The organism is Flavobacterium sp. LHD-80 (genome assembly GCF_030929605.1).
Taxonomy (GTDB): domain Bacteria; phylum Bacteroidota; class Bacteroidia; order Flavobacteriales; family Flavobacteriaceae; genus Flavobacterium.
Map to the genome: position 1 here is coordinate 172,074 of NZ_JAVFVS010000013.1, position 21,708 is coordinate 193,781.

At 33.1% G+C, this 21,708-nt stretch carries 17 protein-coding genes; 8 read left to right on the forward strand and 9 right to left on the reverse strand.

Translation table 11 applies throughout. The features are described from left to right. Positions 1-29 precede the first annotated feature (29 nt). The 4 genes from ilvB to acs all read left to right on the forward strand — a co-directional run bounded on the left by ilvB (position 30) and on the right by acs (position 6,267). Positions 30-1,718: a biosynthetic-type acetolactate synthase large subunit gene (ilvB, locus tag RB619_RS19630; RefSeq protein WP_308100712.1), complete on the forward strand. Its 1,689-nt coding sequence runs from the start codon at positions 30-32 to the stop codon at positions 1,716-1,718. 88 nt (positions 1,719-1,806) lie between these two features. Further along, on the forward strand, positions 1,807-2,328 hold the full coding sequence (gene ilvN / locus RB619_RS19635) for an acetolactate synthase small subunit (RefSeq protein WP_035643804.1): 522 nt from the start codon (positions 1,807-1,809) through the stop codon (positions 2,326-2,328). A gap of 62 nt (positions 2,329-2,390) precedes the next feature. Beyond that, positions 2,391-3,860, forward strand: coding sequence for a ketol-acid reductoisomerase (ilvC, locus tag RB619_RS19640; protein ID WP_035643802.1), 1,470 nt, complete (start codon positions 2,391-2,393; stop codon positions 3,858-3,860). Between the two features lie 499 nt (positions 3,861-4,359). After that, positions 4,360-6,267 carry an acetate--CoA ligase gene (gene acs, locus RB619_RS19645; RefSeq protein WP_308100714.1) on the forward strand — a complete coding sequence of 636 codons (1,908 nt, stop codon included), beginning with the start codon at positions 4,360-4,362 and terminating at the stop codon, positions 6,265-6,267. A gap of 174 nt (positions 6,268-6,441) precedes the next feature. On the opposite strand, the gene RB619_RS19650 is transcribed toward acs, so the two are convergent. The 3 genes from RB619_RS19650 to RB619_RS19660 form a co-directional block, all read right to left on the reverse strand. Continuing rightward, positions 6,442-7,038: a 3'-5' exonuclease gene (locus RB619_RS19650; protein WP_308100716.1), complete on the reverse strand. Its 597-nt coding sequence runs from the start codon at positions 7,036-7,038 to the stop codon at positions 6,442-6,444. Positions 7,039-7,041: 3 nt separating this feature from the next. Beyond that, positions 7,042-8,961 carry a DUF294 nucleotidyltransferase-like domain-containing protein gene (locus RB619_RS19655; RefSeq protein WP_308100718.1) on the reverse strand — a complete coding sequence of 640 codons (1,920 nt, stop codon included), beginning with the start codon at positions 8,959-8,961 and terminating at the stop codon, positions 7,042-7,044. Between the two features lie 653 nt (positions 8,962-9,614). After that, positions 9,615-10,034 (reverse strand): hypothetical protein, encoded by a 420-nt coding sequence (locus RB619_RS19660; protein WP_308100719.1) that lies wholly within the window; start codon positions 10,032-10,034, stop codon positions 9,615-9,617. Between the two features lie 140 nt (positions 10,035-10,174). Between RB619_RS19660 and RB619_RS19665 the strand changes: the two genes are divergently transcribed. Then, the gene (locus RB619_RS19665) at positions 10,175-11,404 is read left to right on the forward strand and encodes a multidrug effflux MFS transporter (RefSeq protein ID WP_308100721.1); all 1,230 of its coding nucleotides are present in this window, start codon (positions 10,175-10,177) and stop codon (positions 11,402-11,404) included. 97 nt (positions 11,405-11,501) lie between these two features. Here the strand turns inward: RB619_RS19665 and RB619_RS19670 are convergent, their stop codons facing one another. The 4 genes from RB619_RS19670 to RB619_RS19685 form a co-directional block, all read right to left on the reverse strand. Next, complete coding sequence (locus RB619_RS19670; protein WP_308100723.1) at positions 11,502-12,770, reverse strand: NAD(P)/FAD-dependent oxidoreductase; 1,269 nt, start codon at positions 12,768-12,770, stop codon at positions 11,502-11,504. 81 nt (positions 12,771-12,851) lie between these two features. Next, entirely contained in the window at positions 12,852-14,186 is a 1,335-nt protein-coding gene (locus tag RB619_RS19675; RefSeq protein ID WP_308100725.1) for a DEAD/DEAH box helicase, read from the reverse strand. Positions 14,187-14,373: 187 nt separating this feature from the next. After that, complete coding sequence (locus RB619_RS19680) at positions 14,374-15,912, reverse strand: DEAD/DEAH box helicase (protein ID WP_133523927.1); 1,539 nt, start codon at positions 15,910-15,912, stop codon at positions 14,374-14,376. A gap of 109 nt (positions 15,913-16,021) precedes the next feature. Beyond that, a complete protein-coding gene (locus RB619_RS19685; RefSeq protein ID WP_308100728.1) occupies positions 16,022-16,555 on the reverse strand; it encodes a DUF6155 family protein in 534 nt (177 codons plus the stop codon). Positions 16,556-16,659: 104 nt separating this feature from the next. Here RB619_RS19685 and RB619_RS19690 point away from each other — a divergent pair, with 104 nt between their 5' ends. Both RB619_RS19690 and RB619_RS19695 read left to right on the forward strand, forming a co-directional pair. Next, a complete protein-coding gene (locus RB619_RS19690; protein ID WP_133523925.1) occupies positions 16,660-16,953 on the forward strand; it encodes a DUF3817 domain-containing protein in 294 nt (97 codons plus the stop codon). Beyond that, positions 16,946-18,202, forward strand: a complete 1,257-nt coding sequence (locus RB619_RS19695) for a mechanosensitive ion channel domain-containing protein (protein WP_308100731.1) — start codon at positions 16,946-16,948, stop codon at positions 18,200-18,202. The genes RB619_RS19690 and RB619_RS19695 overlap by 8 nt, the downstream gene beginning before the upstream one ends. A 272-nt stretch (positions 18,203-18,474) precedes the next feature. Here the strand turns inward: RB619_RS19695 and RB619_RS19700 are convergent, their stop codons facing one another. After that, positions 18,475-18,903 (reverse strand): hypothetical protein, encoded by a 429-nt coding sequence (locus RB619_RS19700; RefSeq protein ID WP_308100733.1) that lies wholly within the window; start codon positions 18,901-18,903, stop codon positions 18,475-18,477. A 127-nt stretch (positions 18,904-19,030) separates the two neighbouring features. On the opposite strand from RB619_RS19700, the gene RB619_RS19705 reads away from it, so the two are divergent. After that, positions 19,031-19,432, forward strand: coding sequence for a glyoxalase (locus RB619_RS19705; protein WP_308100735.1), 402 nt, complete (start codon positions 19,031-19,033; stop codon positions 19,430-19,432). Positions 19,433-19,723: 291 nt separating this feature from the next. Here RB619_RS19705 and RB619_RS19710 read toward each other — a convergent pair whose 3' ends face one another. Beyond that, on the reverse strand, positions 19,724-21,700 hold the full coding sequence (locus RB619_RS19710; protein ID WP_308100737.1) for a dehydrogenase E1 component subunit alpha/beta: 1,977 nt from the start codon (positions 21,698-21,700) through the stop codon (positions 19,724-19,726). Between the last annotated feature and the right edge of the window lie 8 nt (positions 21,701-21,708).

Sequence of the window (21,708 nt, forward strand, 5' to 3'; positions counted from 1 at the left end):
TGAAATTGATTTTTGAAAAACAATATACTATGAAAATATCAGGGGCAGAAGCCGTTATAAGATGTTTGTTAGAAGAAGGTGTAGACTTGGTTTATGGTTATCCAGGAGGAGCGATCATGCCGGTTTACGATGAATTATATAAATTCCAGGATCAGTTGCACCATGTTTTAGTTCGTCACGAACAAGGAGCAACGCATGCAGCTCAAGGTTATGCGAGAGCTACTGGAAAAGTGGGTGTTGCAATTGCAACTTCTGGGCCGGGGGCTACAAATTTAGTTACTGGAATTGCAGATGCACAAATCGATTCAACGCCAATGGTCTGTATTACAGGCCAAGTTGGAAGACATTTATTAGGTTCTGATGCATTTCAGGAAACTGATATTATCGGAATTTCAACTCCGGTTACAAAATGGAACTTTCAGATTACTGAAGCTTCTCAAATTCCAGAAATAATTGCAAAAGCTTTTTATATCGCTCGTTCTGGTCGTCCAGGTCCAGTTTTGATTGATATAACTAAAAATGCGCAATTTGACGAATTTGATTACAGTTATGAAAAATGTACTGGCATCAGAAGTTATGTTCCAGTTCCGAAATTAAAACTAGATAAAGTTGCCGAGGCTGCAGCTTTAATCAATAGCGCTAAAAAACCGTTCATTGTTTTTGGACAAGGAATCATTTTAGGGCAGGCAGAAGCAGAATTTAAAGCTTTAGTAGAAAAATCAGGAATTCCTGCAGCTTGGACAATTTTAGGATTATCGGCTTTGCCAACAGATCATCCTTTAAATGTTGGAATGCTTGGAATGCACGGAAACTATGGTCCAAATTTATTGACCAATGAATGTGATGTTTTAATTGCTTTCGGAATGCGTTTTGATGACCGTGTTACTGGAAAATTAGCTACTTATGCGAAACAAGCAAAAGTAATTCACTTCGAAATTGATCCAGCTGAAATTGACAAAAACGTTAAAACTGAAATTGCGGTTTTAGGTGATGTAAAAGAATCTTTAGCAGCTTTATTGCCTTTAATTGATGCTAAATCTCATGATTTATGGCACAATGAATTTAAGGCATTGCAAGAAGTTGAGTTTAATACAGTCATTAAAGAAGAATTAAACCCAACAAATGGCAAAGGAATTTCAATGGGAGAAACTATTGAAATGATCAATAAACATTCAAAAGGTGACGCAATTATCGTTTCAGATGTTGGTCAGCACCAAATGTTTGCGTGTCGATATGCTAAATTCAATTCTTCAAAAAGTAATATTACTTCTGGCGGATTAGGAACAATGGGATTTGCGCTTCCAGCTGCAATTGGAGCTAAAATGGGTAAACCAGAGCGTGAAGTTGTAGCGATTATTGGTGATGGTGGATTTCAGATGACGATTCAGGAATTAGGGACAATTTTCCAAACTCAGGTTCCAGTAAAGATTGTGATTCTGAATAATGAATTTTTAGGAATGGTACGTCAATGGCAGGAATTGTTTTTTGACAATCGATATGCATCAACAAAAATGATTAATCCAAATTTTGTTGCAATTGCTGAAGGGTATCATATTAAATCTAAAAAAGTAACGCAACGTGAAGATTTAGATGAAGCTGTTGCAGAAATGCTGGCTTCGAAAGAATCGTACTTCCTAGAAGTCATGGTGGAAAAGGAAAACAACGTTTTCCCAATGATTCCAACAGGAGCATGTGTTTCAGAAATTAGATTAAGCTAAGAAAAAGGTTTCAAGTTTCAAGTTTCAGGTTTCACGTTCTCAGCAGAACGTGAAACCTGAAACTTGAAACAAAAAAAAACTAAAAAAAATGGAAGATAAAACATTTACCATATCGGTATACTCAGAAAATAATGTTGGATTGTTGAATAGAATATCGGGAATATTCTTAAAGCGTCACATTAATATATTAAGTCTAAATGTTTCTGAATCAGAAATAGAGAATGTTTCAAGATTTATTATTGTAGTAAATACTACAGAAAAATGGGTTCAGAATATTGTTGGACAAATTGAAAAACAAATTGAGGTTATAAAAGCATTTTATCATACAGATGAAGAGACAATTTATCTTGAAAATGCCTTGTTTAAAATTGCTTCAAATTTATTGTTTGACGAAAAACAAATTCAAAATATCATCAAAGAAAGCCAGTCTACAATTGTAACGGTTTCTCGTGATTTTTTTGTGATTTCAAAATCTGGAAGACGTTCTGAAATTGAAGAATTGTACGCAAAATTCAAACCTTACGGTATTATGCAGTTTGTACGTTCGGGAAGAATTTCAGTTTCTAAAGAAAAAATGGAGATTTCAACGTTGTTAGAGACTTTCAAATAATATCATTCACAGTTATATATTAAATCAATTATTAAATTACACAATTCATTAAATAAAAAAAAATGGCAAATTATTTCAACACATTACCACTTAGATTACAATTAGAGCAACTAGGAGTTTGCGAATTTATGGAGCAATCAGAATTTGCAGATGGAATCGCAGCTTTAGCAGGGAAAAAAGTTGTTATCGTAGGTTGTGGTGCACAAGGTTTGAATCAAGGTTTAAACATGAGAGATTCAGGTTTAGATATTTCTTATGCATTGCGTGCAGATGCAATTGCTGAAAAAAGAGCTTCATATAAAAATGCAACTGAAAATGGATTTAAAGTAGGAACGTATGAAGAATTGATTCCAACTGCTGATTTAGTGTGTAATTTAACTCCAGACAAACAACATACTGCTGTAGTTACTGCAATTATGCCATTAATGAAACAAGGATCGACGCTAGCATATTCTCACGGATTCAACATTGTTGAAGAAGGAATGCAGATTCGCAAAGATATTACAGTAATTATGTGTGCTCCAAAATGTCCTGGTTCTGAGGTTCGTGAGGAATATAAAAGAGGATTTGGTGTACCAACTCTTATCGCTGTTCACCCAGAAAATGATCCAAACGGATTTGGTTTAGATCAAGCAAAAGCTTATGCTGTAGCAACTGGAGGTCACAAAGCAGGGGTTTTAAAATCATCTTTCGTAGCTGAAGTAAAATCAGATTTAATGGGTGAGCAAACAATCCTTTGCGGATTATTGCAAACTGGATCTATTTTATGTTTTGATAAAATGGTTGAAAAAGGAATCGACGCTGCATATGCTTCAAAATTAATTCAGTACGGATGGGAAACTATCACTGAAGCTTTGAAACATGGTGGTATCACAAATATGATGGATCGTTTATCAAATCCTGCAAAAATTGAAGCTTATGAATTAGCTGAAGAATTGAAAGACATTATGCGTCCGTTATTCCAAAAACACCAAGACGATATTATTTCTGGAGAATTCTCAAGAACGATGATGATCGACTGGGCTAATGATGATGTTAATTTATTGAAATGGAGAGCTGCAACAGGAGAAACTAACTTCGAAAAAACAGCTCCGCAAGAAGCTCCAATTTCTGAGCAAGAATATTTTGACAATGGAGTATTGATGATTGCAATGGTAAAAGCTGGTGTTGAATTAGCTTTTGAAACAATGACAGAAGCTGGAATTATTGAAGAATCAGCATATTATGAGTCATTACACGAATTGCCATTAATTGCAAATACTATTGCAAGAAAGAAATTGTTTGAAATGAACCGTGTAATTTCTGATACTGCTGAGTACGGATGTTACTTATTTGATCATGCTTGTAAGCCATTATTGACTGAATTCATGAAAACTGTTGAAACTAACATTATTGGAAAACCATTCTCTACTTCAAACGGAGTTGATAATGCGGTATTAATTGCTGTAAATAAAGAAATTCGTCAACATCCTATTGAGGAAGTAGGGGCTTGGTTGAGAGAGTCTATGACTGCAATGAAAAAGATTGGATAATTAAAAATTGGGAATTCCCGCAAAATCGGATTTTGCGGGATTTGCACTGTATCAATGATTTGTAATATTTTGAATTAGTAAGCACTTATTAAGATAATAGATATAGATGCATATTGCATTCACTTAACTTCTGTGAGAATGAGTTAAGTGATGCTGGTCCCTTATAATGGGGTATATTTTAAAAGATATACTTGTTGAAATTTCTGTTCTAATTAATAAAGATGCTTCTATTTTCAAAATAGAAAAAAGACATTGTAATTCTATTAATTACAAAATTAATTGTTATTGAAATTGTTAAAAATAAAAAGGCGCAGTATTTATTTGCTGCGCCTTTTTTGTAATATGCTTTTTGATGTAAAAAAGTGTTTTTTTGTATTAAACACAATAAAAAGAGATATTTTTTTTAATATGTGTTTTTATTTGCCAAAATTTATGAATTAAATAATTTTAAGAATACACTGAGATTTAATACATTTATAAAAAAAATTCCAAGAAACATATGAGTTATTATAAAATTGAAAATTTAGAACAATATTTTAAACATTACAATAAGTCAATAAGGGAACCTAGAAAATTTTGGGGTAAAATTGCTGAGGAGAATTTTACTTGGTACCAACAATGGGAAAAAGTAGTTGATTTTAATATGGCCGATGCTGAAGTAAAATGGTTTACAGATGCTAAAGTTAATATTACAAAGAACTGTATCGATAGACATTTAAGCAAAAGAGGCGAGAAAACAGCGATTATTTTTGAACCGAATGATCCGTCTGAAGAAGCTTTACATATTACATATAATGAATTATATGAACGCGTTTCAAAAATGGCGAATGTTTTGCGTGAGCAAGGCGTGCGCAAAGGAGACAGAGTTTGTATTTATTTGCCAATGATTCCAGAATTGGCTGTTTCAGTTTTGGCTTGTGCTAGAATTGGAGCAATACATTCAGTTGTTTTTGCTGGATTTTCTGCTTCAGCAGTTTCTGCAAGAATTAACGACTGCGAATGTAAAATGGTGATTACTTCTGATGGAGGTTATAGAGGAAACAAAACAATTGATCTTAAAGGAATTGTTGATGAAGCCTTAGAAACTTGTCCTTCAGTAACAAAAGTTTTGGTTGCTAAAAGAACTAAAACAGAAGTGAAAATGAAAGAAGGCCGTGATATCTGGTTACAGCCATTATTAGACGCTGCTCTTGATAACAGTGTTGCTGAAATTATGGATGCTGAAGATCCTTTGTTTATCTTATATACTTCAGGATCAACAGGTAAGCCAAAAGGTATGGTTCACACTACAGCCGGTTACATGGTTTACAGTGCTTATACCTTTAAAAATGTTTTCAGTCACGAAGAAAATGATATTTTCTGGTGTACCGCTGATATTGGTTGGATTACAGGACATTCATACATTTTATACGGACCGTTATTAAACGGAGGAACAACTGTAATTTTTGAAGGAGTTCCATCTTATCCTGATTTCAGCCGTTTTTGGGATATTATCGAAAAACATAAAATCACTCAATTTTATACTGCACCAACAGCAATTCGTTCATTAGCGAAAGAAAGTTTAGATTATATTCAAAAATATCCTCTAAAATCACTTAAAGTTATTGGATCTGTTGGAGAACCAATCAACGAAGAAGCTTGGCACTGGTTTAATGACCACGTTGGAGATAAGAGATGTCCGGTTGTAGATACTTGGTGGCAAACTGAAACTGGTGGAATCATGATTTCTCCAATTGCTTTTGTTACACCAACAAAACCAACATACGCTACTTTGCCATTACCAGGCATTCAGCCTGTTTTGATGGATGAAAAACGTAATGAAATTGAAGGAAATCAGGTTGTTGGAAGTTTGTGTATTAAATTCCCTTGGCCGGGAATTGCAAGAACAATTTGGGGTAATCACGATCGTTATAAAGAAACTTATTTCTCAGCTTTCCCTGGAAAATATTTTACAGGAGATGGCGCATTAAGAGATGAAGTTGGATATTACAGAATTACAGGTAGAGTAGATGATGTTGTGATTGTTTCTGGTCACAATTTAGGAACTGCTCCTATCGAAGATGCAATCAACGAACACCCTGCAGTTGCTGAATCTGCTATTGTTGGATTCCCACACGATATTAAAGGAAATGCACTATATGGTTATGTAATTCTGAAAGAAACTGGAGAAGTTAGAAATAAAGAAAACTTGTCTAAAGAGATCAATCAATATATTTCTGACCACATTGGGCCAATTGCAAAATTGGATAAAATTCAGTTTGTATCAGGTTTGCCAAAAACTCGTTCTGGAAAAATCATGCGTAGAATATTGCGTAAAATAGCTGAAGGTGATTTCTCTAATTTTGGAGATACATCTACATTATTAAATCCAGAAATTGTGGACGAAATTACACAAGGAAAAATCTAATGATTTTATTCTGATAAAAAAAAAGCCTCTTAAAAATTTAAGAGGCTTTTTTTTTATGTCTTGCAAAAGTATTCATGATATTTGTCAGACTGAGCGGAGTCGAAGTCTCTCATGCTGAATCACTTTGCGGGACTTCGACTCCGCTCAGTCTGACAATTGATAATATCTTGTATTTTACTTAATTCCCAACCTAGATTTTAATTTCAAAAACAAAAGCGCAATTCTATAAGCATCTTCTGCAGATGAATTTCTGTCGCTTTTCGGGATTTTATAAATTTCACATAAATCATCCAGCGAGAATTGCTTGTCATTAATATCCATTAATTTTCGGTACATTACATCAACATCGAGAGCTTCGTTTTTTAATCGGCCACAGTCAAGACGTTCTAATGATGAATTAAGCATTTCAATGTCAAAATTAATATGATGACCAACCAAAATAGCATTTCCCAGAAAATTTATAAAACCTTCTAATGCTTCTGGTTCCTGCATTTTACTCATTTTGCTTTCAATAATGAACTCATTTGAAAGTCCGTTATCCTGCAAAAATTTATATTGCAGTAATACCGATTCAAAATTATCCTTAATTACAATGCTGTCATCAACTACTGAAAAAGCACCCAAAGATAAAATAACATCCTTATTCGGATTCAAACCTGAAGTTTCTGTTGATAAAACAACGAATCTATTAGGTTTTGTTTCGAATTTATTTAGGTAATCTTTCCAAAAATCTGGATATTCTTTATTAATATTTTTTAGCCAGTCTAGCATATTTTACGAGAATTGTGTAAGTTGAAATTTACTCTTAATTAATTCCTCAAGATCTTTCATTGGGGTCAAGGCATTTTTTAACTTTTCTTTGTCTGTTTTAGACATTTCTCTTAAATTAATATATTGTCCAGAATCATCATTTTTTAATCCTTCAACAGTTCTAAATTTTGAGAGCGTTAAAAAAGCTTCGGCACAACTTAAATATATCTCAGCATTTTTAGAATCTGTTATTGCCAGCTGTTTGAATCTTAAATACGTATTCTTGATTCCTTTAATGTTAGCATTTAAAATCAATAAACGTGCAGCATCAATTAATGGCATTAAAGCACGTGTTTTAATATCAAATTTTGTTTTATGCGGTCCTTCTTCTTCAACAATGAATTTTTTGAAAAAACTCAGTGGAGAATTCTTTTTCAAAGCATCATTTCCTAAAAAGTCAAAGAATAGAGTATTATTGACAGCATTTTTAAAAATCACATTTTCGATTACTTCTTCAATTTTTGGTTCACCAAAAACGATTTCATAATCAAAGAAAATACTGCTCAAATCATTACTGTTTTCACCTGGAGTATTCATCCAGCTGTTGTATTGTTTTGTCCAGTCAGTCAATGACTTACACCAAAGCATATTGCTTCCCATATGACCATTTGGACAAAATTCATAGCCTACTTTTTCTAGAATAGTGGTCGCTCTTTTTGCCAGTCTTAAAAAGTAATCTTTTACTTCTCTGTATTTTTCCGGAGCAACATCTTCAAAAATCAAAATACTATCCTGATCGGTTAGCAATAATTGTTCTTTACGCCCTTGACTTCCAATACTTAACCATGCAAAACGAGCAGGAGGTGAGCCTAAATCTAAAATAGACAATTCGACAGAACGTTTGATAATTGCTAAATTTATTTCGCTTGCAATATTACTGACATGCGAAATAGGAATATTTTTTTGAATCGAATTTTGAATCAAGTCAGAAAGGCGATCACGAATTTGTTTTAAGTCTTTTGGCAACTGTGAACGCTTAATTTCTTTAATTAAAACGCCAGGGTTACTAGCTTGAGCCACAATTAAATCGTGCTCAGAAATAATTCCTTTTACTGCAGATTTGCTTGTGCCATCTTTGGTAACACACAAATGAGTTACATTATGTTTAAGCATAAGTAACTGCGCTTCGGCCAATGATACATTTTCAATTACCGTTACTACAGGCGACGACATGATCTTGTCAATAGATTCTGTAATAGGATAGCGGCCAGTAGCAATTTTGGAAGCCAAATCTGTAGCGGTAACAATACCAATTGGGCGGTTTTTTTCGCCACAAACAATAATATTGTCAACCATAGCCTCAGTCATTAAAATCGCCACATCTTTAACAATATGAGTCGCTTCAGTTGTTAAAGGTGAATTGTTATAGTTAAGTGACTGAATATATTGCATTTCTGATTGCTGATCAACATAAAAAGAAGTATCAGAAATCATTTTTCCGTTAGAATTAACGCTGTCTTTTGTGTGTCTTGAATTTGTAGCAAAACTTTCCAGCAAGAAGTTTAGTACATCAGAATTATTAGCCACAAAAGGTCTAAAAACAGCGATAGGAATTGCATATATAATGCTTTCTTCACGTGCTTTTGCCGTCATCATATAATTATTCTTGGCGAAGAAAGGTCTTAATCCAAAAATATCGCCCTCATGACATTTATTGATAATGGTTTCTTCAGCATCAGCAATTGTGGTTAAATTGATAACGCCAGAAGCTACTACATAAAAACTATCATGAAGTGTATCGTTATTTTGAAACAATACTGTATGTTTTTCTAAATTAAGTACACGGATATTGCTTGCAATATCAGATAATTCCTGAAAAGTCAAATTATTAAATGGCGGGTATTCTTTTAAAAAATCTGCAATATGCTCAGCAATTGTATTCATACGTTTGATAATTTTTTTAAAGTATCGAATGTAAAAATAATAAAATAAAGTCTTACAATGAAAGCATCTTGGCTAGAATCTGAATATTTTAAAGAAATGTTAAGATTTAGCAGATTCAAGGCTTTAAAATACTTTTTTAATCTTTTTTATTTCACAATTATTTGGTTTTAAACATTGTAAAAAAAAATATCTGTAAGATTTTACAGAAGTGGAAGTCCAATAATTCCAAATATGATGTTATAGGTGTTTGTAATTTAAGAACGTTCGGTAGAATTCTATAAGCAATCTTGGAGTATAGTACTTTTTAATAATTTCTATTTTACATAATATAAATTATAGTTAAAAAGCATTATCTATGAAAGCACAAGACGTAACATACAATTTGGTATATTTTTCATTTCATCTAAATCTTCTAATTGACATATTGTGTACTGTCATTCTCCTATTTGAAAACTTATTTTGTTTTTTTTAAAATATTCAAATTTTGATTCAATACAGTACATTCATACCAGATTTAATTTTGAACTAAAAATCGCGTATTTGAAAAAATAAAATCTTTTTTGCCAAATATGCGATTTATGAGCGTTTGAAAAATACTAAATAAAAAAGCATCACAATATATATGATGCTTCAAATTTCTTGTATTTGAAAATTTAATTTAATTTTTTCAAATAAACGGATTTTCCGTTAAGTGAGATTTCGATTTGATTCGTTTTATCTGTAAATGTCGTTCTTAAAACATTTCCTTTGAAAAGCTGTACATCGCCAAAAACTTTTCCCGTTTCATCTGAAACGTATTCAAATAATAATTTTTTATTTCCTGGTTCAATACCTAATTTATAACTTGAAAATTTTGTTCCTTTTAAATCAAATTGCTGTTGTGTATCAATAATATTTCCATCAGCATAAAAATTTGTAACCGTTTTGTTTAATGTAATGTCTGGATAATATTCATTTACTTTTTTTAGAAGTTCGTATTGTTCTACATTTGCATCTTCTTGTTTTGATGTAATAGTTTGAGCAAATGAAATTGTTGTAAAAATAAGCGCTAATAATAAAATGATTTTTTTCATAATTTAAATTTTGTGGTTAAAGTTTCAAAACATTTCTGAAAACTTACATAATTTTCATTTTTTATGTAAAAATGTTATTATATCTAACAAGATACTAAATATTAATTGATAATTTGAATTAAAAGCAGTTTTTTAAGAAAATGACAACAAAAAAATACATCAAACTTATCCTGATTTTAGGTTCTTTAACTGCGCTTGGCCCGTTTTCAATCGATATGTATTTACCTGGTTTCTCTGATATTGCCAAAGATTTGAACACAACTGTTGCTAAAGTTTCAATGAGTTTGTCGAGTTATTTTATTGGAATTTCTGCCGGACAATTACTTTATGGACCATTATTAGACCGTTTTGGACGAAAAAAGCCTTTATTTATGGGTTTGATGGTTTATATATTAGCGTCTTTAGGCTGTGCTTATGTGACTGATATTGATTCGTTTATTTTGTTGCGATTTATTCAAGCAATTGGAAGTTGTGCAGCAACCGTAGCTTCTGTAGCTATGGTACGTGATCTTTTTCCTGTAAAAGATATTCCGAAAGTATTTTCTCTTTTAATGCTTGTTCTTGGGCTTTCGCCAATGCTTGCGCCAACGATTGGTGGTTATGTTACACAAGATTACGGCTGGCATACCGTGTTCGTTATCTTAATGTTTATGGGGATTTCTATTTTACTCGCGTCTCAAATTGGCTTGCCAAATAGTTATAAACCAGACGCTTCGATATCGTTAAAACCAAAACCTATTATTTCGAACTTTTTAAAAGTCCTAAAAGAGCCTCAATTTTTCACTTATGCATTTACGGGAGCAATTGCTTTTTCGGGATTATTTACATATGTAGCGGCCTCACCTATCATTTTTATGGATATTTACCATGTTGATGCTAAAACTTACGGTTGGATTTTCGCTTTTATGTCGGTTAGTTTTATAGGTTCCAGTCAGTTAAATTCAGTTTTATTGAAGAAATTTTCAAGTGAGCAAATGATTTTTGGTGCATTAATTTTACAATCAATTGTTAGTATCATTTTTCTTGTACTTTCCTTAAATAATCTACTAGGATTATATGAAACTATAGCAATGCTTTTTGTGTTTTTAGGCTGTTTGGGAATTTCAAATCCAAATACGGCAGGACTTACGATGGCTCCATTTGCTAAAAATGCCGGTAGCGCCTCAGCTTTAATGGGAGCAATTCAATTGGGTTTAGGATCTATTGCATCGTTTGCCGTTGGAATCTTTGTTAAAGATTCTGTAGCGCCTATGGTGCTTATTATGACTATCACAACTTTTGTTGCTTTTATAGTTTTGAATATCGGGAAAAAATTCATCAAAAAGAAAGTAGAAATCAGCTCTGAAGATGATGTGGTAGTTGTTCATTAGTTGCTTCGGAATCAAATTCCAATCCTGGGATCAGTAATAAAAAAAGCAGAATCTAAAAAAATAGATTCTGCTTTTTTTGTTGGAATTTGGAATTTTATTATTCGCTTTGTTGTCTTTTATCAGGTCGAATAATCATTCTAAGAGATTGATCACTTGCAAAATAAGCCACCATCCAGTTCCAGAAAGTTTGCAATCTGTTTCTGTAAGTTATCAAAGAAATTAAGTGAATAAACAGCCAGATTACCCAAGCAAAAAAACCTTTGAAATGCCATTTTGGACTTGGTAAATCAACCACAGCTTTGTTTTTTCCAATGATTGCCATCGAACCTTTATCTTTATAATTAAATGGTTTCAAAGCCTTGTTATGAACCATTGCTTTAAAATTTTGTGCCAAATTTAATCCTTGCTGAATCGCAACTTGCGCCACTTGCGGATGCCCGTCTGGAAAATTTTTATCGCCGGCTAAAATGGCAGTATCACCAATTGCGTATATATTTTCTAATCCGTTGACTTTATTGAATTGATCTGTGGCCATACGTTTACCACGGCCGTAGCTTTCTTTCGGAATTCCGTCAAATATTTTTGCAGAAACTCCAGCTGCCCAGATTAAGTTTTTTGTTTTAATGGTTTCTCCATTTTCAAAAAATACAGTATCATTTACATAATCTGTAACGCGTGTATGCAATTTAACAACAACACCCAATTTTGTAAGCGCTTCTAAAGTATCTTTTTGAGAAGCTTCGCTCATTGGCGAAAGCAGTGCATCTCCTCCATCAACTAAATAAACATTACTTGCTGATGTTTCTAATTCTGGATATTCTTTCAGCAGAATGTTTTTTCGCATTTCGGCAAACATTCCAGAAACTTCTACTCCTGTTGGTCCACCTCCGGCAACAACAATCGTTAAAAGTTTACGACGTTTGCGCATATCTTTGCAAATGGCAGCCTTTTCTAGGTTTTTAAGCAATGCATTACGCATTTCGATGGCGTCATTTAAGGTTTTCATCGGAATGGCGTTTTTCATCACGTTTTCCATACCAAAATAACTGGTTTCAGCTCCAGTAGCAAAAACAAGTTTATCATATGATAACTCGCCATTGCTTAAAATGATTTTGTTTTCAGCTGGAACTACAGAAAGTAATTCGCCCAAACGAAATTGCAGATTCTTCTTTCCTGCAAAAAATTTTCTGAAAGGATAACTTATACTTGAAGGTTCCAAAAAAGCCGTTGCAACCTGATAAATTAGTGGTGGAAAAAAGTTGTAATTATTCTTGTCAACGAGGATTACTTCAATTTGAGGCTGGTTTACAAGCTCTTTAGCAAGGTTGATACCTGCAAAACCGCCTCCTATTATGACTATCTTCATATATGTGTTTATTTAATAGGATTATAAAATAATTCCTTATAAATATACGACTTTAATATGCAATGACAATTGTCAGATTTACTACTTTTTGAATTTTTTAACAGGTTTTTCAACTACATCGATTTTGTTCTGCAGGACATAATTAGCAAGTAATTTTTCGATTAATTCGTCTTTTGTCAAATGATGAAAAACCGTTTTGACATTAGTTTTTAAATCTGCTGAAATATCGTGATTTGGCTTTGTTTTAAAGATTTGTTTTGCCCATAAAAGCGTATTATTTTCTTCAATACTTAAAGCCGAAGGTTTCTCAAATTTGGTAAATTTAATTCCAAGTTCTCTTTCAAAATCAGGAATTTCAATTACTTCTTCTTCCTGCAAAACAGTTAACGAAAGGCCCTTTGCTCCTGCTCTTGCTGTTCTTCCGCTGCGGTGAACATAATTTTCGTAAGTATCTGGCAAATGGTAATTTACAACATAGGAAATCTCTTTTACATCAATTCCTCTTGCAGCAAGATCAGTTGCAATTAAAATATTGATATGTCCTTCACGGAATTGCTCCATAATTCGGTCACGAATTCCCTGTGATAAACTGCCATGAAGTGCTCCTGAAGAAAAACGATTTATAGCCAAGTTTTTAGCTAATTTATTTACAGCAGCTTTAGTTTTACAGAAAATAATACCTCGTTCGCCTTCTCTTGAATTTAAAAAATGCATTAAAACGTCAAGTTTTTCAATAGGATCAACCACAATAAATTGATGATCAATTCCTTGATTTCCAGTTGTTTCCATGCTCGCGCTTATTTGAACTACATTTTTGTTCAAATAATTCTGAATCAGCTGTTTGATTGTTCCTGGCAAAGTTGCAGAGAACAAAAGAGTTCGGTGTTTTTTTGGAAGTTCGGCAACAATTTCGTCTAAACTTTCTTTTAGAATTGAAACCATTTCATCGGCTTCGTCTAAAACTAAAAATTGAGTCTCTTTTAAATCAACTGCTTTTCGCTGAATCAAATCAATCAAACGTCCTGGAGTTGCTACAACAATGTGTGTAGGTTTTGTAAGGCGCTCAATTTGCGGTTTAATTGGAATTCCTCCACAAGTTGCTGCGATTGAAATATTTGGAATGTGCTTCGAAAAATCTTCTAAATTTTTAAAAATCTGATGTCCAAGTTCTCTTGTTGGGACTAAAATTACGGCTTGAACCACAGGTGATTCTGTATCGATTAATTGCAATAAAGGCAATCCAAAAGCGGCAGTTTTTCCTGTTCCCGTTTTGGCTAAACCAACAACATCATGCTTTTCAGCTAAAAGCAGCGGAATTGTTTTTTGCTGAATTTCTGTTGGTTCAACAATGCTTAATTCGCCTAAAGCTTTTAAAATTGGCGCTGAAACTCCTAATGCTGAGAATTGTTTAGACATAGTTTTTTTTTTTTTTGTTTTAAGTTTCATGTTTCAAGTTATACCGAAACTTAATAAATTCGAAAAAGGAGAAATCACATTCGAAATGAATTATTCTGAAATGCGATTTCTCCTTTAAAATTATAAATAATGTTTTAGATTCCAACAACTTGAAACATGAAACCTAAAACTTTAAACTTTTTTAAAATCAATCTGGTTCGTTCATGATTTTTTCACGGTATTTTTTACCGATCAATAAAGTCATGTTCTTTTTATAATCATCAATTAGCCATTCACGGTAATTTTTACTGCATTGGCTTAAACATTTTGCATAACGTTTGATACGGCATTCGATATCATCATCAAGCTCTTTTCCTAATGATTTAGCTTCCTGCAGCGTTTCAGTATTATCTACACACATCGATGCGTGTTGTTCCAATGATTTATCCAAAACAATTTTCGAACGTAAATTTTGCTTGATTGCCAATTTATGTTCTTCATCAACATCAAAAGTAACATCGGCAGTTTTGCTGAATTTTGCTCGCAATTCTGGTGGCATGCTATATTTAAAGAACATTTCGATTTCAGTGTCGTCTCTTAAATTCTCAAGATAAAACTCTGGAGATTTAAAAATGTGCTGCCAGTTTACCGGCTCGCTCCACAACCCAAAACGAGCTGCATTGTTTCCTAAATCGATAACTGTAAACTCATCTTTTCCAGGTAATTTACGAGATCCACGACCAATCATCTGGAAATACAATGTCAACGATTTTGTCGCTCTGTTCAAAATAATAGTTTCAACAGTTGGCTCATCAAATCCTGTTGTCAAAATTCCAACCGAAGTCAAAATAGCATCTGGAGTTTTCTTAAACCATGCCAAAATATCTTTACGTTCTTCAGAACTACTTGTATTATCAAGGTGTCTAATATCATAACCCGCTTCTCTAAACGTATCATATACATATAATGATGTATGAATACCGTTATTGAAAATCAAAGTCTTTTTACCCAAAGAACGTTCTGTATACGCATGAAGCAATTTTTCTTGCATTAAAGTATTGGTATACAAATCATCAGATGATTTTACCGTATAATCACCGTTGATACCCACTTTTAATGAAGTCAAACCTACATCATAGCTATATGTTGTTGCTCTAGCCAAAAATCCTTTGTCAATCAACGAACCAATTGTATCACCAACGATTAATTCATCATAACTTTGATGCATTGGCAATTTGATATTAGAACTCAAAGGCGTTGCTGTTACTCCTAAAATAAAAGCGTTCTTGAATGAGTTTAATAATTTTCTGAATGAATTGTAATGCGCCTCGTCAATAATCACCAAACCAATATTATCAAGATGAAGTTTCTCATCATTAATACGGTTTTTTAAAGTCTCAACCATTGCTACGAAACAAGAATAATCATTTTGATCAGGAAGTTCTTTTACCTTACTGTTGATTATTTTATTGCTTACACCAAAGCCTTTCAGCATTTTTGACGTTTGCTTGCAAAGTTCGATACGGTGTGTTAAAACAACCACTTTTTTGTCATTATTAGATAAATAACGACGCACAATTTCTGAGAATATTACAGTTTTTCCTCCACCAGTAGGCAATTGATACAATAAATGGTGTTTTTGAGGAGCATTGTCTAAGCGGTCAAAAATGGCATCAATATCACCTTTTTGGTACGCATAAAGTTCTTTTTTTTCTTCTCTTTCTATTTCTAAAGTGTTTTGAGACATTGTTTATTTTTGGATTTTTGCAAAAATACACCGAAAAAACAGTTATTCATCGTAATTTAACTTAAAATAAATGTTTTTTTTAAATAAAGATTTTTTATGAGAAGTGCATTTAAAGGTCGATTTTGTCTAAAATAGATTCAAAATCGTACTTATTTTTCCATTTTTGTTCAACAGTCTGCTCATGAATTGCACTAATTCTTGCTTTATATTCATTTAAAATTCCGTGAGAAATTAAAAAATTCACTGCCTGCTCAAATGAATTAAACATGCTTTTGTAAAACAATTCCTGCTTTACAAAATTTTGAGAAGAGTAAGTTTGGGCTATTTCGATGTTATAAAGCATTAAATCAGCAATTACGAACGAATCAACACCGAGCGAAATAAAATGTTTAATGATTTTTTGAGCAACAGAACGGCGCATTTTTGCTTTCGGGCGCCATTTTGCAGTTGGCTTTTTAATTGGAAAATATTCGTGAGAGATTTTAACCTTTGATTCCTGTAAAAGTTTGTCTTCTTTCGGATTAAAAACAAAATCATAATACGTTTTTACAGGAACAAATTTTTCATACAACTCAATAAGCTGTTCTTCTAGCTGTTCTTTACTCAATTCGGCTAAATATTTTTTTAAATCGCGTTTGCTCATTATCAAAGTTTAAGACTGTAAAAATAAATTACTTTTCTGACACATAACTTAAAAACCAATCCTAATACTTAATTTTGCTTCATAAATTCAAAAAATACATATACATGCTCAAGATTTTTAAAGTTACTGCCATTTTAGAAGGGATATCATATTTAGTATTATTTGCAAATATGCTTATTATCAAAACCAATAACCCTGAACTTTATCATACATTACTGCGTCCATTAGGAATGACACACGGTGTTTTGTTTATCGGATACATTATTCTTGCTTTTTTATTAAAAAAATCAATGAATTGGGATTTAAAAACGTTCGGAATCATCTTGATTGCTTCTCTTATTCCGTTTGGAACATTTTACATCGAGAAAAAATATTTAGAAAATAAAGCAAATGCATAAGCTTTTGGATAAAATATTTAATTTTTTATATCCGATTTTTAGAGATTGGGGAATGAGTCGTAATGTCGCGTCTTATACCAGTCTTATTTTCAATATTGCCATTTTGGTGGTATTAGCTTATATTATTTATTATGCCGCTAAATTTGTTTTAGTTACTCTGACGGCAGTTTTCGCGCAACGTACTAAAACCAAGTTTGACGATTATTTAATTCAGAACAAAACTACTCGATATACGGCTTATTTAATTCCGTTTTTCTTTATTTATAAAGCGGTTCCGGTTATTTTGGACAAATACGAATATTGGGAATCGATCTTCGGGAAAATAGTTGGTGTTTATATTGTTTTGCTGGGATTATGGATTGTTCGTACTATTTTTAATTCGCTTCGAGATTATTTAAAGCAAAAGCCTGAATACAGTGACAAACCTATCGATAGTTTCGTTCAGGTTATCATGATTGTGCTTTGGATTTTTGGAGTTGCGCTTATTATTTCAACTTTATTCGGAATAAAAAAAGGCGAATTGCTGACTATTCTAGGAACGCTTTCGGCTATTATTATCTTGATTTTTAGAGATACAATTCTAGGATTTGTTTCAAGTGTTCAAGTGGCTATTAACGATATGGTTCGAATTGGTGATTGGATTACAATGGACAAATTTGGTGCCGACGGAGATGTAATCGAAATCAATTTAACGACGGTAAAAGTTCGAAATTTTGATAATACGATCACGACAATTCCAACTTACGCATTAAGTTCAGATTCGTTCCAAAATTGGCGTGGTATGCAAAAATCAGCCGGACGCCGAATCAAAAGACATGTTTTAATAAAAAGCAGCACGATCAGATTCTTAAATGATGAAGATTTAGCTCAAATGAAAAAAGTCCAGCTGATCTCTTCTTATATAGATTCAAGACAAGCAGAAATTGAAAAATACAATGATCTTAGAGGAGTTGATAAAACACTTGCCCTTAACGGTCGAAATATGACCAATTTAGGTTTGTTCAGAAAGTATATTATGCAATATCTTATAACGCATCCAGGACTGAATAAAGATATGCATATTATGTGCCGTCAGCTGCAGTCAACTGCACACGGAGTTCCTTTAGAAATTTATGCATTTTCAAGTGATAAACGCTGGGCAAATTACGAATATATAATGTCTGATATTTTTGACCATGTTATGGCCTCTGTAGAATATTTTGATCTTGAAATATTTGAATTGCCTTCTAAAATTGGAAGCTTAGAATAAATATTTAACCGCAAAGAGCGCAAAGACAAACGCAAGGTTCGCAAAGTTTTTACATAAAGCTTTACGAACCTTGCGTTTTATTTTAATTGTATAAGAAAACCTTACGCTCCTTGCGGTTAAGTCATTTAACCGTAAAGACGCAAAGATTTACGCAAGGTTCGCAAAGTTTTTTACATAAAGCTTTGCGAACCTTGCGTTTTATTTAATTGCATAAGAAAACCTTGCGTTCTTTGCGGTTAAGTCAACCTGAAAACTGCGACTGCGACTGAAAACTATTTCCCAACCTCTTCAAAAACAAACTTCGGTTGATTATAATTTAATGTTCCTTGAATAAAGCAAGGAAGATTCATATAAGTTCCAACTACACCGTTTCCTAAAACTAATTTCTTGTCCTTTTTCAGCAAAGCTAATGGAACTCTCTTCCAGCTTCCTCCGTTAGAAATAAAATGAAAATCACCTCTTAACGTATCTCCTTTTAGATCTCCCCTTACATCGCCCGAATCTTTTCCAAGTTGATGATAAAGAATTTCGTAGCGTCCATAAAAACGTTTATCATTGATTTTGATGGTCAAAAAAGCAGTGTCTTTTTGATTTACGGCGCGATAAACGATTTCTTGATAATCAGTTTTGTTTTCTTTTGAATTGCAAGAAATAACAGAAATCATGATAAAAAGAAGAAAAAGAAAAGAGTTTTTATTCATAGATAAATTTTTAAAATCATATAAATACTAATAGTACTTTTAAACAATTAAACTTAAATTTTGTTAACTAACTAACTTCTCAATTTAAATTTTGTATTCTAATTTTTTCTAAATTTAAAGAAAAAACATGGCAGACAGAGATAATTTTTTAAGAGAATTTAGAGGTGAAACTTTAGGAACTGTCAGTGCTCAGTCTTCGGCAGACGAATTGTTTCAAAATCAAACCATCAGACCTATTTTAAAACTGCAAAATGATTTATTTATTGCGGTTTTCATAAATTACGTCAATAAAAACAAAGCCGATTTTTATTCCTATTCGGTAGAAAAGAAACTTCAGACAATTGAAAATTCCATTCAAAAAGATATTAAATTCCGAAATTCTTTAAAAGGAATTGTAATTGCGCTTTTTACAATTGACGAATATGAAACGTATATTCAGAATTCATCGAGTTTAAATAAGCGAATGATGAATTTGTTGATTGATCGTTTGAAAAATCAAGTGCAGTTGTTTGAATTAGAAACTAAATAATTAACTCTTTTAAATATAAATTATTTACCGTTTGTCATTTCGACGGAGGAGAAATCTTCGCAAGTAACTCCGTAATAATAATCCATCTTTGTCGAGCTTCTTGTGGAGATTTCTCCTCCGTCGAAATGACAAACTGGGCGAAAAAACTACAGACCTTCTCCAATCTTTGTCGAGCTTCTCGTGGAGATTTCTCGTTCCTCGAAATGACAAGATTGTGTTCAATTCTTGTGTTTTTATTCGATTTAAAGATAGAAAAAATGTTATTTCTTTAAAACGGTAAGTCTTTTGTGATTAATATTTCAACAAATCGAAAAGAACTTCTTCAAAACGATTTTTTGCTAAAAACTGATCTTCTAATGCTTTTGTAAACGGAATTGGCGAATCTAAACTAGCTACTCTTTTTACTGGACCATCAAGAAATTCGAAACATTCTTCCATGATTAAAGCCGAAATATCGCTTGCAATTCCACCAAACATAGTGTCTTCCTGATAAATAATGACTTTTCCGGTCTTTTTAACCGATTCAAAAATAGTTTCTGTATCTAAAGGCTGAAGCGTTCTTAAATCAATTAAATCGGCATCTATTTGTGGATTATTGGCTAATGTCTCTAAAGCCCAGTGAACTGGCGCTCCAAAGGCAATAATAGTTACTGCATTCCCTTCTTTTAAAACTGCAGCTTTTCCTAACGGAATAGTATAATAATCTGTCGGAACATCTTGATAAATGCTGCGATACAATTGTTTATGTTCGAAAAACAAAACCGGATTTGGATCATTAATTGAAGAATTCAACAAACCTTTTGCGTCATAAGGAAACGCTGGGTATACTACTTTTAATCCTGGGGTTTTGGTAAACCAAGCTTCGTTTGTTTGCGAGTGGAAAGGTCCTGCCTGAGTACCGCCACCGCAAGGCATGCGAACTACAACATCAGCTTTTTCGCCCCAACGATAATGTGATTTTGCCAATAAATTCACGATTGGATTAAATCCTGTTGAAACAAAATCAGCAAATTGCATTTCTACGATCGCTTTATAACCGTTAATTGATAATCCCATTCCGGTTGAAACTACGGCGCTTTCACAAATAGGTGTATTACGCACTCGATCCTTACCAAAAGCATCAACAAAGCCTTCTGTAATTTTAAATGCACCGCCATATTCGGCAATGTCTTGCCCCATAATGACTAAGTTTTTATTACGCCACATCGATTGTTCTAAACCATTTCGGATGGCATCGATAAAGCGAATGTTTTTTACTTCTTCGCCATGAGTATATTCCTCATATTCAAAATCTTTATAAACATCATCTAATTCTCCGCTGTAAGTTGGAACAATTTCAGGTTCAGCATTTGCAATAGCCAAATTTTCATCAATTTCCTGTTTGATTTCAGCATGAAGTTGTTCGTCAAATTCAGCGGTTAAAATTCCCTTTTCAGTCAAATAATTACGATAATTTGTCACAGGATCTTTCGCAGCCCATTCGTCCATTAATTCCTGCGGAACATATTTTGTTCCACTCGCCTCTTCATGCCCGCGCATTCTGAATGTTTTAAATTCCAATAAAACAGGATGCGGATCACGCTGCATTTGCTCTTTTAATTCAGCAAGTTTATTGTAAACGTCAAGTATGTTATTTCCGTCAATAATATGACTTTCAATACCGTAGCCTATACCTTTATCGGCAAGGTTTTTACATAAATATTGTTCATTTGTTGGTGTCGAAAGTCCGTAACCATTATTTTCAATAACAAACATTACAGGCAATTTCCAAACTGCTGCAATATTCAACGCTTCGTGAAAATCTCCTTCGCTGGTTGCGCCTTCTCCAGTAAAAACGGCAGTTACTTTTTTGTTATTCTGAAGTTTATCAGCTAATGCGATTCCGTCTGCGATACCTAATTGCGGACCCAGATGCGAAATCATTCCGATTATTTTATATTCTTGAGTTCCAAAGTGAAAACTGCGATCTCGTCCTTTAGTAAAACCATTCGCTTTCCCTTGCCATTGCGAGAATAAGCGGTAAAGTGGAATGTTTCTGGTTGTAAAAACACCAAGATTTCGGTGCATTGGCAATACGTATTCAGATTCGTCCAAAACGGCTGTAACGCCCACCGCAATTGCTTCCTGCCCTATTCCGGAGAACCATTTTGAAACTTTTCCTTGACGAATCAGGATCAGCATTTTTTCTTCGATTAATCGAGGTTTGAGAATTTTTTTATATAAATCTAGTAATTGAGTGTCGGTCAGATTCTGTCTGTAAAAGATCATCGGGTTAG